Raw genomic sequence first — 16,808 nt, 5'->3', positions numbered from 1 at the left:
AGAATCTAAGCCTTTTTTCTATACAATTTTGCTGATTTTGGCATTTATAAGATTCTAAGGAAAAGCACTAAAATGATTAGCAAACATTCCATTGAAACGCTCAAACAAACAATAGATATTCTTGATGTTATCGGCTCGGTTGTGGAGTTAAAAAAAGTTGGAAGCAATTATGTGGCGTGTTGTCCATTCCACGATGAGAAAACGCCTAGCTTTGTGGTGAGCCCAGCAAAAGGATTCTATCACTGCTATGGCTGCGGTGTGGGCGGTGATAGTATAAAGTTTCTTATGGAGTATGAAAAGCTAAGTTTTGTAGAGAGTGTGGAAAAAATCGCAGCGATTATGAACTTCACGCTTGAATACGAAAAGAGCTATGAGAAAAAACCCGATTTTACTTTGCTTGATGAGATAGCACGCTTTTATCAAAAGAATCTCTTAAATCATAAGCCATCGTTAGAATATCTTAGCTCTCGCTGTGTGGCAAACTCAAGCATTGAAAAGTTTGCTTTGGGCTATTGTGGGGCGAGCTTTGAAACGCTCAAATTTCTTAATGCTAAAATGCTGAATAAGGCTGAAGCCTTGGAATATGGCGTGATTGGCAAAGATTCTACAAGGGAGTATGCGAGGTTTAGCGATAGGATTATTTTTCCCATTCATTCCCCTAGTGGCAAGGTTGTGGGCTTTGGCGGACGCACGATGAGTGGGGCAAATGCGAAATATATAAACTCCCCACAAAGCAAGATTTTTAATAAATCAAAACTGCTTTATGGCTACTACATCGCAAAGGATAAGATTTATAAGCAAAAGAAAATCATTGTATGTGAGGGGTATCTTGATGTGATTATGTTGCATCAAGTGGGGTTTGACTACGCCGTGGCGACACTTGGCACGGCTTTGACAAAGGATCATTTGCCACTTTTAAGCAAGGGGGAGCCAAAGGTGATTTTAAGCTATGATGGCGATAAGGCAGGGATAAATGCAGCTTTTAAAGCAGCTAAGATTCTAGCCGCAAGTGGCAAAGATGGGGGTGTTGTGATTTTTGCTAATGGAGCTGACCCTGCTGATATGGTGGCAAATAAGCAGGTAAATGAACTTAGCGATATGTTTGCTAACCCTATGCGTTTTGTGGATTTTATCCTAAGCCATATTGCTAAAAGTTATGATCTCAATAATCCTTTGGAGAAAGAGAAGGCATTAACTGAATCTACGCAGTTTATTCACACACTTAGCCCCGTGTTGCAAGAGGAGTATAAGCCCACACTCGCACATTTGCTATCTTTGCCTACACATCTTATCGGCTCAAAACGCCCTGTGTTGCATACTCCCCCTGCTTTTACCGCCCCAACGCAAGAGATTGCTGAATCTGTGCTTGTGAAAACCTTGCTTGAAAAGCCTAGATGGATTGATTTTACATTAGAATATATTGATATATCGTTGTTTGCTTACAAAAGAGAAGAGTTTGCCAAGCTTTTGCAACAAGAGGTAGAACACCCACTGCTTATTGCCATTGCCATTAATGAAAAAATTAAGCCTTTAAATGATTTACCCTCCCTTAAAGAACATTTGAGATTATTCATTATTCAAGCTTATACGCAGTTTTTGTCTCAAATACCGCGTTTTGAAGCGATGAGTTTGCAGGAAAAAGGCACACTCATCAAGGAAGTAAAAACCAAAATCTTACAACTTAAAAAAGGAGAATTATTGCCCTATGTTAGCTTTAGCACTTTTTAGCGGAGGTTGTGATAGCCTCATCTCTATGAAACTATTAAAAGATCAAGGCATTGATGTGATTGCACTGCATTTTAACATCGGCTTTGGCGGGAATAAGGATAAGCTAGAATATTTTCAAAACGCCACAGCACAGATTGATGTGAAACTACAAGTCCTTGATATAAGGCAGCAGTTTTTTTAATGATGTGTTGTTTAAGCCAAAATACGGCTATGGCAAGTATTTTAACCCCTGCATTGATTGCCACGCCAATATGTTTGCCAATGCCTTTGATTATCTACTTAAGGTTAATGCGGACTTTGTCATTAGTGGTGAGGTGCTAGGACAGCGTCCAAAATCCCAACGCAAGGAAGCCTTAGATCAAGTTAGGTCTCTTGTGCGAAAAATAGGGCTAGATTCTAAATTTGATAGAATCTTAAGCCGTGATGGGAGCGATAAGAGTAAGCCACAAACCCTTGATGAGCTGCTTTTGCGTCCTATGAGTGCCAAACTTTTGGAGCCAAGTTTCCCTGAAAAAATGGGCTGGGTGGATAGAGAGAGATTGCTTGATGTGAGTGGGCGGGGACGCACAAGGCAGCTAGAAATGATTAAGGCGTATGGGTTTGAGTATTTTGAAAAGCCCGGAGGTGGCTGTCTGCTCACTCAAGATTCTGTGGCGTTAAAGATTAAGGATCTCATCTCGCATCGTCAAATGCAGTTTGAAGATATAGAGATGGTAAAGGTTGGGCGGTATCTCGTGCTGGAAAATGGTGCGAGATGTGTCATTGCAAGGAATGAAGAGGAAAATGCTAAACTTGCCACGCCAAATCCGCAAATGGAGCAGATTACTTTGCTTGATTGCGTAGGACCGCTTGGGATTGTGGAGAGCAATGCAAGTGCGGAAGATAAGATTCTAGCTGGACGCATTGCCTTAAGCTATGCTAGAACAGAATCTCACAAATCCTATCAAGTTAAAATCGGCTCTATGGTGCATACACTCACACCGCTTGAACGGGAAAAAGCACAGGAATATTTGCTATTAAGTTCTTAATTTTATGTTGAGATTGGGGATTTACAAGTGATAGTTTATAGAATCTATGATAACTAAATTTAGTTTAATAGACTAAAGTTTTTTTATAAAAATTATATAAAGTATTGACTTGTTTAACAAGTTAATATAAAATTATCGCACTTCAAAAATTGAGTGCTAAATTTTTGATAATTTTATAATGACAAGGAGTTTGATATGAAGTTTAAACCTCTAGGTGAAAGGGTGCTTGTAGAGCGTCTCGAGGAAGATACAAAGACAAGTTCAGGTATTATCATTCCTGATAATGCTAAGGAAAAGCCGCTTATGGGTCTTGTAAAGGCTGTAAGTGCGAAAGTCAAAGATGACAAGGCATTGAAAGAGAATGACACAATCGTGTTTGGCAAATATAAAGGCACTGAAATCAAGCTAGATTCTAAAGAATATATCGTTTTAGAGCTAGAAGATATTTTGGGCGTTATTGAAAAATAAATCACACATAAGGAGTAGCAAATGGCAAAAGAAATTCACTTTTCAGATTCAGCGAGAAACAAATTGTATGAAGGGATTAAGCAGTTAAGCGATGCCGTTAAGGTAACAATGGGACCAAAAGGGCGAAATGTCCTTATTCAAAAAAGCTATGGTGCGCCTACAATTACAAAAGATGGCGTGTCTGTGGCAAAAGAAGTAGAGCTAGCTGATCCTATTGCAAATATGGGTGCACAGCTTGTAAAAGAAGTAGCGAGTAAAACCGCTGATGCGGCAGGTGATGGGACGACTACGGCAACCGTGCTTGCATACAGCATTTACAAAGAGGGTTTAAGAAATATTACAGCTGGGGCTAATCCTATTGCCGTAAAACGCGGTATGGATAAGGCGGTGGCGGCGATTATTGATGAGCTGAAAAAGATTAGCAAAAAAGTTGGTGGCAAAAGCGACATCGCACAAGTAGCGACAATCTCCGCAAACTCTGATGAAAACATTGGCTCACTTATCGCAGAAGCAATGGAAAAAGTCGGCAAAGATGGTGTCATCACTGTTGAAGAAGCTAAGGGTATTAATGATGAGCTAAGTGTTGTTGAGGGTATGCAGTTTGATAGGGGCTATCTTTCGGCATATTTTGTAACAAATACAGATAAAATGACAGCACAGCTTGAAAATGCCTATGTGCTTTTAACAGATAAAAAAATCTCAAATATGAAAGAGATTTTGCCTTTGCTTGAAGCGACTATGCAAAGTGGCAAACCACTTCTTATCATTGCTGAAGATATTGAGGGCGAAGCACTTACAACTTTGGTAGTCAATAAACTCCGTGGTGTGCTGAATGTATCAGCAGTTAAGGCTCCGGGCTTTGGCGATAGAAGAAAGGCAATGCTACAAGATATTGCTATCCTTACAGGTGGGCAAGTGATTAGCGAAGAGCTTGGCAAAACGCTGGAGGCTGCTACTATCGCTGATTTAGGAAGTGCGGCAAGAATCGTGATTGATAAAGATAATACGACAATCGTTGATGGCAAAGGCAAAGCAAAAGATGTCAAAGATAGAATCGCACAAATCAAAATGGAGATTGAAAACACAACAAGTGATTATGATAGAGAAAAACTCCAAGAGCGTTTGGCAAAGCTTAGCGGTGGTGTGGCTGTTATTAAGGTAGGTGCACCAAGTGAAGTAGAGATGAAAGAGAAAAAAGATCGCGTAGATGACGCGCTTGCAGCGACAAAAGCAGCGGTTGAAGAAGGCATTGTAGCAGGAGGCGGTGTAGCCCTTATCCATGCGGCTAAGAAAGTGAATCTAAAGCTTAGCGGCGATGAGGCGATTGGCTATGATATTATCAAACGCGCGATTAAAGCTCCATTGGCACAAATCGCTACAAACGCAGGATATGATGCGGGCGTGGTAGTCAATAAAGTGCAAGAAGTGGAAGGTAGTGGCGGTATCTATGGCTTTGATGCAAGTAAGGGTGAGCATGTGGATAGTATGTTTAAAGAAGGCATTATTGATCCATTGAAAGTTACTCGTATAGCGTTGCAAAATGCGGTTTCTGTCTCAAGTCTGCTTTTGACAACAGAGGCGACAATTAATGAGATTAAAGAAGATAAGCCAGTCCCTGCAATGCCTGATATGGGTGGAATGGGAGGTATGGGCGGAATGATGTAATCCCCCCAACCCCTTTTTTGGCTGCAAGATTCTGTCTCCCTTATGGGGCAGAGTCTATATCATTCCACAACTTCACACCCGAAGGAGTCCCCCTATGCAAATAAAATCTACACTCAAACAGCTTATTAAAAACAATCCACTTTATAAAGACTTTATCCACCCTATGCGTGTTAAGTTAAAAGAAAAAGCTTTAGCTAAACTAGATGATGAAAGTTACTTTATAAAAAGACATAAAAAAATATTTGGCTATACACCAGATTTTAAAATAATGAAAAAATCATTCATAGAATCTTGTTTGATAGAAATCCAATATATACAGCCCTAGCAGATAAACTCAAAGCTAGAATCTACATTGCCACCACATTACAACACTTTAATCCAACTCACAATACACAGGATAATACTACTTATACTATGGGGGGGGGGGGCAACCTTATAGCCTAAATCAAAACAATATAGATTTACAAAATGATCCTACTTTAAACACAACAACTTCTATTTCCCCACAAACACAAAATAAAGAATGTTACAATCCAAATCAAAATAACACAGAATCTAGCAATAAAACTTCACAAGCAACACAATATAAAGAAAATGAAAACATAAATTCTACTTCCATTTGTCATGCTGAGCCTTTAGGTGAAGTATCTAAAACTTTAGAATCCAAACAAGATTCAAGCAAAGATATTTCGTGCTTACACACTCAATATGACAAGATTCTAGAAACCACACAAAACACACCACAAAATCCTATACCTAACCAAGCAACACAGATTCTAAACTCACTTCTTGCTAAAGATTCTCTGCTTTTCCAACCTATTGACACACTCACACAAGAACTCTTTAATACAAATGAATGTCAATACTTACCAAAACTCTATGGAATCTATAAAAGTGTAGATGAGATTGATTTCTCTAAACTTCCACAAAGCTTTGTATTAAAGACAAATCACGATAGCGGTGGTGTAGTCTTAGTCAAAGATAAAGTTGCTTTTCTAAAAGATTCTAAAAGCTTTAATGAAGCTATGACTAAACTCACAACACATTTAAACACAAACTTTTACACACTTTATAGAGAATGGCATTATAAAGACATAGAGCCTAGAATCTTTGTGGAGGAGATGTTGTTGGAGACTAACGCAGATGGGGAAGCTAAAGTGCCAAGTGATTATAAAATCCACTGCTTTGGTAAAACACAATACATACAAGTGGATACCGATAGATTTGTGGAGCATACAAGAAGTATTTTTGATGAGAATTGGAATGTTATGCCGATAAAATATCTTTATCAGCCTCCAAATATCATTCCAAATAAGCCCGAACACCTTAACATTATGCTTGAGATTGCCCGTATGTTAATAATGTCGCCTTATCTAAGAGTTGATTTGTATAATATCCAAGGTAGAATTGTGGTTGGGGAACTTACTTTTACCCCAGAAGGTGGCACGGGCAGATTCACACCACAAGAATGGGATAAAAAGTTTGGGGATATGTGGAAATAATCCTTTCACCCCGTGTTGCGTAAGCCTTGAGCTATGCCTACAATGGTAGCGTGAATCTGCTCCATCAGTCGCTCTTGTGCTTGTGGATAATGGCAGGTTTGGTATTTCTTAATCAGCTCAATCTGCGTGAGATTAAGCACACTTAAATATGGTTTGCGTAGCAGGATAGATTCCCTAATCTCACTTTCAGAATCAAGCAGGGCATTCTCCCCTCTAAGATAGAGCAAATGCTCTAGTGTCAGCTGATACTGCGTATAGATAAGCTCCCAGATTCTATCCCCTATCGTTTTATCTGGCACAAACTCATTATATAGCTTAGCTATCTCTACATCTACTTTCAAAAAAGCTTGAGAGATATTATCAATCGTGGTTTTGAAAAATAGCGAGTTAGCATAGCAGTCTTTGAGTGCGTTTTTATCCCCGCTGGCTAATGCACTGCCTAGCCCATACCACGCCGGGAGAATGGAGCGATTTTGCGTCCAAGCAAACACCCAAGGAATAGCGCGTAAATCCTCCACACTCTGTGTATCCTTGCGTTTGCTAGGGCGTGAGCCAAGATTAAGATTCTGTATAAATTCAATAGGCGTGGCGTGTTTAAAATATGTCATAAAGCCCTTGTCTTCATACACAAGCTTACGATACGCCACACAAGAGACTTGTGAGATAGGCTCAAGGAGCTTCATCATCTGCGGGTCTATCTCACAAGCTCCGCCTATGCAAAATGTATCATTCATACTTTTTTTGAGTAACGCACTTATCGTACTCGAAAGGTTTTTTGTAGCAATGTTTTTATTTAAATATTTCGCACTTATCATCTCACCCTGTTCCGTTGTTTTAAGCACCCCACACACACTTTGTGGAGTAGCAGAAAGCAAGGCTTCTTCAAGGCTTCCTCCTCCGCGGCTCACACTCCCACCGCGTCCGTGGAAAAAGGCGATGGTAAGCGGTAGCTCATTTTGGAGTTTGATTAAATCCGCAATTGCAAAGTAGAGATTGTAATTACTTGCAAAAATCCCTCCATCTTTACTTGAATCCGAATAGCCCACCATAATTTCTTGTATATTGTCATTATCAAGTAAATATTGCTGATAATGGGCGTTAGCATAGAGTGTTTTGATGGTGTGTTTAGCGTGTTGTAAATCATCAATCGTCTCAAAAAGCGGAGCAATGGAGATTTTCGCCCTGCCTTTTTTAGATTCCTTTTTCTTGCCCGGCTTCCACAAGCCACTTTGTTTAGCAAACCACAGCACACAGAGCAAATCGCTAGGCTCACTGCTCATAGAGATAATAAAGCTTTGCAGGATAGATTCCGAAATATGCTTTTTTGCCCACGCGATTCTTAGAAACGCTCCCACAAACCGCCTTGTAGAATCTGAAAGCTCTTCTAATATCGTGTTTAAATCAAGCTTTTTGGCACTCAAAGCAAGGTTTAGAATCTCGTATTTTTTCTGCTCACTCATATCCTTAAAATCGCTATCACATAGTCCAATCAGGCAAAAAATCTCACTCGTAGCACTCAAAATCACATCGCGATGCTCTCTAAAATCAAGCCTTAAAAGATGAAATCCACCTAAAAGCACGAGATTATAAAACTCCACCAAGCCACTTGCTGAAAGAGAATCTAAAGAGCGTATCAGCATATCAATATCGCCTAAAAGCTCTTTAGAGTTGCTATAAGTAAAGTCCACAGAATCTGTGGTGTTAATGGCGATAAGGCGGTTTTGGAGCTTCTTTTTGATAAGGTAGAGCTTCGCACGGAAAGGCTCCTTGGCATAGAGTGTGGATTCTGTGCTCGGGAGCTGCTCTTTTTCTAATTGTAATGACTGCAAAAGCTCGGCACTAGGCTCTTTTAAATCACTTGAAAGCGATAACTCACGGATAAGTTTTTCACATTTTTTGATATACATCTCTATAATCGCTCTATGGGCGGTTTTCATCACCTTTGTCATAATCTCATTGCTGACATAAGGATTCCCGTCTCTATCGCCCCCTACCCAGCTGCCTAGAATAATAGGAGAGTGCTTCAAGCTTGTACCTATAAGGGTTTGAATATCACTAAGCACTTGCGTGGCAGATTCTACAATGGAGCTTTCAATAATATAAAGTAGGTTATCAAGCTCAAAAAGAATCTCCATTTTTTCGCTTCTTACCAAATGTGTGTGCCATAATAGATTTAAGCGATAGAGAAGCTCAAATCGTGCTTGAGAATCATTAGAGCTAAAAATATCTCTAATGTTTTTACTCATTTTGTGATGGGCTTCAAGGAATGTGCGGCGGCGAGATTCGGTGGGGTGAGCGGTGAAAACGGGGTAAAAGGCGATATTTTGTAAAACTTTTAGAATATCTTGCTTATCATAGCCTTCATTTTTTAAATCTAGCAAAGTTTGGGGCAGGGCATTAAGCGTGGCAGAATCGCTTAGATTTAGCTCTTCAATGATATTTAAAAGCATATGATAAAGCGTAAAAGCCTTGATAATGGATAGTGTTTTATCTTGGCTAGAAATGTGAGAAAGCGTCTGTGTGAGTGTAGCGTTATCGGCATTTTCAAGGCTGTGCTTAATCGCGATAAATGCATCTTTTAGCTCTTTATCCACGCTTTCAAGGAGTTGTAAAATCATACTTGATACAAAGTCCATTTGGCTAGGTTGTAATGCGGCAGAATGTGCGTGATGAGCTATTATAGAATCTTGTGATATTGTATGTGTCGTGCTAGAGTGTTGCATATTTACCCCCTTGTGAGTTTTGGCTTTGCTTACTTGCTGCGGTATTAATTATAACTAAGTTTGTTTTAACTACAATTGAGTCTTAAACTTTAAAAGTGGTTTGCCACGAAAGGAATATGAAATGGCATTACAAGTATATTACGATAAAGATTGCGATTTAGGACTTATTCAAAAGAAAAAGGTAGCCGTGATTGGCTTTGGGAGTCAGGGGCACGCACACGCGGAAAACTTGCGAGATTCAGGCGTAGAAGTCATCATCGGGCTGTATAAGGGCGGCTCTAGCTGGGTTAAGGCTGAAGCAAAGGGCTTTAAGGTGCTAGAAGTAGCTGCGGCGACAAAAGAAGCCGATGTGATTATGATTCTAATCCCAGATGAATTGCAAGCTGATGTATTCACACAAGATATTAAACCAAATTTGAGTGAAGATAAAATCATCGCCTTTGGACACGGCTTTAATATCCATTTCGGGCAGATTCAAGCTCCAAAAGGTGTAGGCGTGATAATGGTAGCACCCAAAGCTCCCGGACACACGGTTAGAAGCGAGTTTGTAAAAGGTGGTGGAATCCCAGATCTAATCGCAGTAGAGCAAGATACTAGTAGGGGTGATGCTAAAGCGATTGCCCTAAGCTATGCAAGTGCGATTGGCGGTGGCAGAAGTGGCATTATAGAAACAACTTTTAAAGACGAGACAGAAACAGATCTCTTTGGCGAACAAGCTGTGCTTTGCGGTGGGGTAACTAGCCTTGTAAAAGCGGGGTTTGAAACGCTCGTAGAAGCGGGATACCCTGAAGAGATGGCGTATTTTGAGTGTTTGCACGAGCTAAAGCTCATTGTGGATTTAATCTATGAAGGCGGCTTAGCAAATATGCGCTACTCTATCTCAAACACCGCAGAATACGGCGATATGGTAAGTGGTCCTAGAGTGATAAACGCAGAATCTAAAAAGGCGATGAAAGAGATTCTAGCAGATATACAAGAAGGTCGCTTTGCTAAAGACTTTATCTTAGAGCGAAAGGCTGGGTATGCTAGAATGAATGCGGAGAGAAAGAATCTAAACGCTCACAAGATTGAAAAAGTCGGCGGTAGGCTAAGGGCGATGATGCCTTGGATTGGCGCAAATAAACTTGTGGATAAGGATAAGAACTAGCCCTTTATGTGCGTATTGTGGAACACGCTCATAAAGATTGCGAATCTGCATACGCACAAATGGGCTAAATTATTTTATACTTTTTGCTAAATACTTTTTATATGTTGATTTTAGTAGCCTTTAAGCACCTTGCTGATTTGTTGTGTTGGTAGATAAGGCGTTTTTTTTTTTTTGATTAGAATCTCGCAAAAAATTAGAGGTTTATCAATGAAAAAGCATATATTAGCCTTTTGTGTAGCTTTATGCCATTTGGGCTAAGTGCTAGTGATATAATGTATATCCTTAAAAAATCGTGGAAGCTCATTAACCTTGATGAAGCCTATAAGGAAAATCCGGGCATAGTCCGGGCATAGATGGCAGTGGCGTGAATCTTGGCGTCATAGATTCTGCCTTTAGCACAACTCACCCAAGTCTAGCCGGTAAAGATGTGGATCTAGTCAATGGTAGCTCTAGCATATTAGAACAGCACGGCACACACGTGGCTGGTATCGCCATTGGTGCGATGAAAGGTGATAGAGATCCACACGGCATTGCGTATAATGGCAAGTATTATGGACTTGGCAAACAAAATCCAAGCCTAAGCTACACAGGCAATTTGTATGAAGATGTAAAGAATTGGAATGTCAAAATTATTAATAATAGCTGGGTGGCTATTGGTATCCGCTCAATAATCGCTACTATACAGATTCTGGCTATGCTGTCATTGATAAAAATAGCGAGACAATTAGTGCGGATTATTATTTCAACACGCTTTTAGAATGGAGAATTAACCAAGAAGCAACTTCCACAGGCAGAAGAGCCCCACACGATACCTTGCACCTTATCCGTTTATCTAAAGAAAAAGACATTTTAAATGTTATGGCAGCTGGGAATGAGGGCAAGATGACCCCTGCTGCCACAGCGGTGGCCCCAAGCTATGATGAAGCCGTCCGCGCGTGGCTTGTGGCGGGGGCTTTAGACGCACAGGGGATAACCATTGATGAAAAAACAAAGCATATGACTATATTAAGTGGGAAATGCTCAAGCAATAATCAAGCAGAGTGTAATGGATTGGCAAGTTTTAGCAATGCTTTTAAAGGTGCGGCACTTTATGCAATCACTGCTCCGGGGAGTCAAATAGATTCTGCAAATGCGAATTTTGGCACAGGGCAAAGCCCTACTTCTTGTTGTCAGGATAAGAATGGGACTAGCACCGATGAATTTTTGTGCGATGAGTGGGATATCACAAGCTACGCCTATGGTAAGCGGCGCGGCAATGCTCGTGCAGCAGAAATTTGGCTTTTTAGGCGGATCGCGACTTGCCGATGTGCTACTCACCACAGCAAACAATAACTACACCGCTCCAAAACTTACCATTAAAGCTATGCCAACACCAAGCGGTAAATACACTTCCTATAATATCATTTATATTGATAATGAACCACCTATGAAAAATGGCAAGATAGATAGAGAGCAGGTAAAAGCGGATTTGAAAAAGCTAGGCTATACTGAAAGCGAGATTGCTAACATGTTCAATAATCTTAGCAAAACAGATCAATCTCACGATGATGCTGAAGCGATTATCAAACTTAGCAAAGAAGAAGTCTTTGAGCAGGGGATTTTAGATGTGCAAAAGGCTCTAAAAGGCTTGGCACGGCTTGATGTCAATTGTATGAATAAAAATAGTGTAGAGCATTTTGAGGGAGAGAATCAAGCCTTTTATACCATTGATACAAAGGGGGGGGCTAAGTGGCGAGTTTAGCAACAACATATATCAGCGATTATGGGAGGATAAATGGTATATAGAGGGTGCGTGGAACTCGCCTAAAGAAGAGCTAAAAGACATTAAAAAAGCAGGTTTAATAAAAACAGGACAAGGCAAACTTACGCTAAGTGGTAAGGATAACACCTATCATGGAGCGATACGCGTTTTGCAAGGCGTATTAGAAGTAGCTCAAAATAGCAAACTTAGCAAATCAAATGCCTCTCAAAGGCGAAGTCAGTAATAATCTCACAGCCAAAAATGGTGGATTAGCACAGCTAAGTGGCACTGCGAAAGTAGAGAAAAACGCCACAGCAGAATCTGGTGGCATAGTGCAGATTCTAGATTTAGGCACGATTATAGGTGGTATCACAGCTAAGGATAGCGGTATTATTCAGCTAGGCAAAGTAGAGAGTGGTAGCAACACGAGCAATGCCAAACTTGCCACAAGCTCTATAACCTTGCAAAATGGTGGGATTCTCGTAGTATCAGGGATAATCGAAAGAGGCAGTGAAATAAGCACCAACCCTCAAGTCAAAAATGAAAGCGGTATCGTTATGGCGGGATTTGGTGCTATGCCCATCACTAACCTTTCGCAAAATACCCTTACAATCAATGGCTCTTACACGCAAGATTCTAATGCAAAGCTGCAAATTGCCTTTAGCGGGAGTCTCAACTCCAAGTTAGAAGCAAATAGCTATGACATACAAGGCGACACGCTAGAGTTTGTCCCTATATAGTGGAGAGGGAAGCTTACTTACGGCGGGTAAAACCATACAGCTTGATTTAGGCTCACTTAAAAATTATACTGGTAAATTTGACACTATTTTGCCAAAGAGCAACAATGTCCTAGATTTTATTTATGATAGCACGACGCTTAAAAATGATGCGTTTAGCCCAAGTGACAGTGGGGATTCTACTATGGGAGTTTTCCAAGACCCCAACCTTTCAAAAGACTACCAAGACTACTTTGAGACTATCACAAATGCCAATAGCTCTTCATATCAAGCAAGTATTGATAGCCTTGCTGAAAATGCCCCGCTCGATTCTGTGCAGGATACTTTTAATTCACAACAATCACTAGGTTTCAGCTCACTCTCTTTTGCTCTTACTCCTATGCAGGATATGCCAAGCTATAATGCTTTAAGGGCTTATAAACGATCCGTGAAAGTTGCAAGTGTGGATAACGCCATAAGTAGCAAGATTCTAGCCGACATACTCTCTTTAACCCAAAATGCAAAACAACAAATGATAATGAATGTAAACTATACCTTATTTTCTCACAAAAGCTACAAAGCTTCAAGCACAGGCACGAGTTTTCATTATAAAAATCGCCTAAGCAATTCCTTGCTTTTAGGGGGATTTTTGGATTATGCTTATGTCGGTGCTAATGATACCTATACGCAACGCAATAGCCACACTTTCACGCTGGGTGGGAGTGGAAACTATGACTTCAAACATTGTTCAATCCTTGGCACAGCAAGTGTGGGTATGGGACTGAATACGACAAATAAAACTATCATTGGAGGGCAAAATTACAACATTAATACAGATTACAACACAACGATTTTATATATTCAAGGTGGGATAAGCAAGGATTTTCAAGTAAGCAAGGTTGTTTTCAAGCCTATGATGCTACCCTCTTATAGTGGTGTTATGCATGGTGCATATAAAGAGAGCGGAGAAGTGTTTGCTTGTGCTAATTCTGCAAGTATGTATAATACCTTTGGCACATCTCTGGGCTTACATATAGGCTACACTTTGTCTTTAGAATCTTTGCATTTTAGTTTTTCTGGATTTGGTTTTTATAATGTAAGATTTACAGATTCTGTGGAAGCAAAATCATCTTTCAGTGATTTTGCCAACTCATCTTTTACTCAATAAGCAATGCTAGATACCCATAGCTTTTATGGCGGAGTAAATGCCCAAATGTAATATAAAGACTATTTTGGACGCTTTGGCTTAAGCAGTGAAGTGAGCGGGCTTATACGCTTTTGAATATCAATGCAAGTGTGGGAATGAACTTTTAAAGTCTTTTGGCATACTTTATCGCTAGGCTAGTAAGCATTAAGAATCTTAAGCCCATTTTTTAATCTCTTTTTCAAACATTTTGGTTTTTACTTTATAGGGTTATTGCTAAGGCAATAGTGTTTCGTTTATGTGCTATTTCTTAACGCTTGAGAGCAAGGATATAAAGAGGCTCATAAGTGAGTGTATTATTAAATTTTTTGGAATAGTCTTTGAGCATAGTCTTTGTGAGAGCAAAAGGCTTACTTGTGCCAAAAGCATTAACACCACTTAATTTTAGATGCCTAAAAACCTCAAGGGCATTATCAAAATGCAAATAATGATGGGTAGATTCTAAAGCAAGGATTTTAAAATCTTGTGCTAGTAATGTGTGTATTGTATCTAAGCTTTCATATTGTAATCCTACGCCTGTAATATTGCGTATTTCGTGCATATTGTCTTGTCCAAAGCTACTTAATGCCAATATCCCACCGCGAGCAATCATAGATTTTAAAGTAGTGAGTGTAGAGATGCAATCAAGCCATTGTAGGCAAGCATTAGAGATGATAAGTTCAAATTGCTCTGTTGCAAGAGAATGAGTGCAAAGTTGTGTCATATCAAAAGCAAAGTGTGAAATTCTCTCATCGTGTAGCACTGCACCCATATCGTAAGGGTAAAAATCATTTGTTATGTAGCGTTGAAAATCAAATGATTTGCATACAAGTGTCGTAAGCTCACCCATTCCTGCACCAAATTCAAAGATAGAATCAAAATATTTGCGATTTGTGTGCTTTTTAAGCAAGTCTAGAAGATGAAATCTCATAGCGTGTTGTATTGGGCTATTTTGATTATAGGTGCATCGGGCTTTGTAAAAGGAGATAAGATTAAAATCGTTGGAAGCGACTCTTGGTTTTTTTATAGTTGGCATAATTCTTCCCATGAGCTAAATCCAAAGAAAACAAAGTGTGGCTCATTGCTCCATAGAATCCGCGTGTTTTGAAGAGCTTGAGAAAGCCAATATTGTTTATTTGACTCTGGTGGGAAAATCTCATCATTATGTGATATGAGTGCATATTCCCACTTTTGTAGTTGATGTGATGGTATTGATTGAGAAAACTCATAAAGCACTTCAAGTTCATTGCGTAAGGCTTGATTTTCACGCAAGATAAAATGAGATTCTAGCCTATGTCCTAATAATCCTGTGCGAAATTGCTGTGCATCAAAATGCTTGATTGTATATCTAAAGAGTGTAGGAGGAATGCCATAAGTTTTATCAATGCCTAGAGGTGTGCCATTAATAGCAAATGTGCGTGTGAATCGTCCCCATATCGGTGCAAAAATAACATTTGCCACACATACGCCAAGTGAAAAAGCGATAAGATAAATATGCCTAAAATGATTGTGGAAGAGATACAAAATTTCGTGTGTATCATAGGATTTAAGTATATTTATATCTCTATAATCATAAAACATAATAACATCACATTCATAAGCACAAAGATGTTGAAAATGGCTAGGCTCACTTCCAAAACCACCCATACATATTACTAAGTCTTTTGTGAAAGAATCTTTTGCGGTTTTATGAAGCCATTTATATTTCATAGTGCCTCTGCAAGTTGAAATATGTGTTCTAATTCTAAATTGGCATTGAGAGAGAATCGGATTCTTGCTGTTCCTTTAGGAATCGTAGGTTCTTTGATGGCAGGAGCAAAGAATCCACGCTCACGCAACTTTTTAGAGAGCTTAATTGCGGAGTGATTGTCTCCACACATAAGCGAAATAATATGTGCTTCACCCCTTATTGTGTAGCCCTTTTCTTTCAAGGATAAACACAGATGATGACTCAAAAGCTGTAATTTTTCACGCTTATGGTTTAAGGTAGGTATTTTGCTCCATATAAAGCTACTCCACGCAACATTAATTGGTGGCAGGGCAGTGGAGTATATCAACCCTCGTGAAGTATTGACAAAAAAGTCTCTTTGAGCTGTATTACAAAGCATACAAGCCCCCACAGAAGCCAAAGCTTTGCCAAAAGTAAGCACAAGGAAATCAATTTCCTCAATGTATTCATAGGCTATCCCAAGTCCATCTTTGCCACATACACCCACGCTATGGGCTTCATCAATATATAAAAATACATTAGGGTAAGTTTTTTTGAGTTGTATTATGTCGTTAATTTTACAAAAATCTCCCTCCATACTAAAAAGTCCTTCAGTTACAATAATCACGCGTTCATAATGACGATGATAAGATTCAACAAGCGTTGCAAGTGCAGCTATATCATTATGTTTAAAGCGCTTAAAGTGAGCGTTACGCACCCCATCAAATACACTCGCGTGAGAGAATCTATCAAGCAAAAAAAGCGTGCGTGTAAGAGTGCCTAATGCCTGAATACAGGAAAGATTGCAGTGATAACCGCTGTTAAAAAGCAAGGCTTTTTTGGGTGCGTAGAGTTGGCTAAGATGAGATTCCAAAGTGTCATAAATAGGGAATCCTCCACTTAAAGAACGCGAAGATGCACTAGAAAAAACTATATCTTGGGCACAAAGTGTGCTAAGAAATTCTTGGACAAGTGTAGCATCTAATGAGAGAGCTAAGTAGTCATTGCTTGCAAAATTAATGAGGGGTTTATGTGGTAAATGATAGGCGTGTGAGACATAAGGAGTGATAAAAATGTCATTATGTTGATAATCTGTAATTGTGCGGAAATTATGTGTATCTTTGAGTGATTTTAATTGTGTATCTAAGCCCACATCAAATGATGAAGCGTGGTTAAACGAAGGTTTGTTGGGCATAGCA

At 39.6% G+C, this 16,808-nt stretch carries 17 protein-coding genes and 2 pseudogenes; 14 read left to right on the top strand and 5 right to left on the bottom strand.

Translation table 11 applies throughout. The annotated features are described in order from the left end of the window. The first annotated feature begins 72 nt into the window (after nucleotides 1-72). The 5 genes and pseudogenes from dnaG to HCCG_RS03330 all read left to right on the top strand — a co-directional run bounded on the left by dnaG (nucleotide 73) and on the right by HCCG_RS03330 (nucleotide 5,214). Nucleotides 73-1,728, top strand: a complete 1,656-nt coding sequence (gene dnaG, locus HCCG_RS03355) for a DNA primase (RefSeq protein ID WP_002956015.1) — start codon at nucleotides 73-75, stop codon at nucleotides 1,726-1,728. Beyond that, nucleotides 1,706-2,756, top strand: a pseudogene (locus tag HCCG_RS03345) (argininosuccinate synthase domain-containing protein). The gene dnaG and the pseudogene HCCG_RS03345 overlap by 23 nt, the downstream one beginning before the upstream one ends. A gap of 195 nt (nucleotides 2,757-2,951) precedes the next feature. Then, nucleotides 2,952-3,215: pseudogene (gene groES / locus HCCG_RS03340) on the top strand (co-chaperone GroES); the annotation flags it as partial. Between the two features lie 30 nt (nucleotides 3,216-3,245). Next, nucleotides 3,246-4,889 carry a chaperonin GroEL gene (gene groL, locus HCCG_RS03335; protein ID WP_002956012.1) on the top strand — a complete coding sequence of 548 codons (1,644 nt, stop codon included), beginning with the start codon at nucleotides 3,246-3,248 and terminating at the stop codon, nucleotides 4,887-4,889. A gap of 94 nt (nucleotides 4,890-4,983) precedes the next feature. Then, nucleotides 4,984-5,214 carry a hypothetical protein gene (locus tag HCCG_RS03330; protein ID WP_002956011.1) on the top strand — a complete coding sequence of 77 codons (231 nt, stop codon included), beginning with the start codon at nucleotides 4,984-4,986 and terminating at the stop codon, nucleotides 5,212-5,214. 378 nt (nucleotides 5,215-5,592) lie between these two features. On the opposite strand, the gene HCCG_RS12815 is transcribed toward HCCG_RS03330, so the two are convergent. After that, nucleotides 5,593-5,721 carry a hypothetical protein gene (locus HCCG_RS12815; RefSeq protein ID WP_267891760.1) on the bottom strand — a complete coding sequence of 43 codons (129 nt, stop codon included), beginning with the start codon at nucleotides 5,719-5,721 and terminating at the stop codon, nucleotides 5,593-5,595. Here HCCG_RS12815 and HCCG_RS03325 point away from each other — a divergent pair. Beyond that, a complete protein-coding gene (locus tag HCCG_RS03325) occupies nucleotides 5,663-6,391 on the top strand; it encodes an ATP-grasp fold amidoligase family protein (protein WP_326544423.1) in 729 nt (242 codons plus the stop codon). The two genes, HCCG_RS12815 and HCCG_RS03325, sit on opposite strands and share 59 nt — an antisense overlap. Before the next feature lie 5 nt (nucleotides 6,392-6,396). Here HCCG_RS03325 and HCCG_RS03320 read toward each other — a convergent pair whose 3' ends face one another. After that, on the bottom strand, nucleotides 6,397-9,114 hold the full coding sequence (locus HCCG_RS03320; RefSeq protein ID WP_002956008.1) for a phosphoenolpyruvate carboxylase: 2,718 nt from the start codon (nucleotides 9,112-9,114) through the stop codon (nucleotides 6,397-6,399). Between the two features lie 121 nt (nucleotides 9,115-9,235). Between HCCG_RS03320 and ilvC the strand changes: the two genes are divergently transcribed. The 8 genes from ilvC (at nucleotide 9,236) to HCCG_RS03285 (ending at nucleotide 13,886) form a co-directional block, all read left to right on the top strand. Continuing rightward, nucleotides 9,236-10,261 carry a ketol-acid reductoisomerase gene (ilvC, locus tag HCCG_RS03315; protein WP_002956007.1) on the top strand — a complete coding sequence of 342 codons (1,026 nt, stop codon included), beginning with the start codon at nucleotides 9,236-9,238 and terminating at the stop codon, nucleotides 10,259-10,261. Between the two features lie 230 nt (nucleotides 10,262-10,491). Further along, a complete protein-coding gene (locus tag HCCG_RS12810; protein WP_267891762.1) occupies nucleotides 10,492-10,614 on the top strand; it encodes a hypothetical protein in 123 nt (40 codons plus the stop codon). Between the two features lie 11 nt (nucleotides 10,615-10,625). After that, nucleotides 10,626-11,018: a S8 family serine peptidase gene (locus HCCG_RS03310; protein ID WP_015453894.1), complete on the top strand. Its 393-nt coding sequence runs from the start codon at nucleotides 10,626-10,628 to the stop codon at nucleotides 11,016-11,018. Nucleotides 11,019-11,119: 101 nt separating this feature from the next. Next, nucleotides 11,120-11,593 carry a S8/S53 family peptidase gene (locus HCCG_RS12505; RefSeq protein ID WP_041321735.1) on the top strand — a complete coding sequence of 158 codons (474 nt, stop codon included), beginning with the start codon at nucleotides 11,120-11,122 and terminating at the stop codon, nucleotides 11,591-11,593. Continuing rightward, complete coding sequence (locus tag HCCG_RS03300; protein ID WP_197557768.1) at nucleotides 11,499-12,002, top strand: hypothetical protein; 504 nt, start codon at nucleotides 11,499-11,501, stop codon at nucleotides 12,000-12,002. The genes HCCG_RS12505 and HCCG_RS03300 overlap by 95 nt, the downstream gene beginning before the upstream one ends. Continuing rightward, nucleotides 11,968-12,246, top strand: a complete 279-nt coding sequence (locus tag HCCG_RS03295) for an autotransporter-associated beta strand repeat-containing protein (protein WP_015453891.1) — start codon at nucleotides 11,968-11,970, stop codon at nucleotides 12,244-12,246. The genes HCCG_RS03300 and HCCG_RS03295 overlap by 35 nt, the downstream gene beginning before the upstream one ends. Continuing rightward, entirely contained in the window at nucleotides 12,221-12,742 is a 522-nt protein-coding gene (locus HCCG_RS03290) for a hypothetical protein (RefSeq protein ID WP_015453890.1), read from the top strand. The genes HCCG_RS03295 and HCCG_RS03290 overlap by 26 nt, the downstream gene beginning before the upstream one ends. Continuing rightward, complete coding sequence (locus tag HCCG_RS03285; RefSeq protein WP_002956006.1) at nucleotides 12,729-13,886, top strand: autotransporter outer membrane beta-barrel domain-containing protein; 1,158 nt, start codon at nucleotides 12,729-12,731, stop codon at nucleotides 13,884-13,886. The genes HCCG_RS03290 and HCCG_RS03285 overlap by 14 nt, the downstream gene beginning before the upstream one ends. Before the next feature lie 286 nt (nucleotides 13,887-14,172). On the opposite strand, the gene bioC is transcribed toward HCCG_RS03285, so the two are convergent. The 3 genes from bioC to HCCG_RS03270 are packed head-to-tail and all read right to left on the bottom strand — an operon-like array spanning nucleotide 14,173 to nucleotide 16,762. After that, on the bottom strand, nucleotides 14,173-14,937 hold the full coding sequence (gene bioC / locus HCCG_RS03280) for a malonyl-ACP O-methyltransferase BioC (RefSeq protein ID WP_015453889.1): 765 nt from the start codon (nucleotides 14,935-14,937) through the stop codon (nucleotides 14,173-14,175). Beyond that, nucleotides 14,925-15,611 carry a pimeloyl-ACP methyl esterase BioG family protein gene (locus HCCG_RS03275; protein WP_002956004.1) on the bottom strand — a complete coding sequence of 229 codons (687 nt, stop codon included), beginning with the start codon at nucleotides 15,609-15,611 and terminating at the stop codon, nucleotides 14,925-14,927. Before HCCG_RS03275 ends, bioC begins: the two co-directional genes overlap by 13 nt. Beyond that, a complete protein-coding gene (locus HCCG_RS03270) occupies nucleotides 15,608-16,762 on the bottom strand; it encodes an aminotransferase class I/II-fold pyridoxal phosphate-dependent enzyme (RefSeq protein WP_002956003.1) in 1,155 nt (384 codons plus the stop codon). The genes HCCG_RS03275 and HCCG_RS03270 overlap by 4 nt, the downstream gene beginning before the upstream one ends. Nucleotides 16,763-16,808 lie beyond the last annotated feature (46 nt).

Source organism: Helicobacter cinaedi CCUG 18818 = ATCC BAA-847, assembly GCF_000155475.1.
Classification (GTDB): domain Bacteria; phylum Campylobacterota; class Campylobacteria; order Campylobacterales; family Helicobacteraceae; genus Helicobacter_C; species Helicobacter_C cinaedi.
Note: the sequence above shows the minus strand (reverse complement) of the source record. Positions and strands in the feature narration are given on the sequence as shown.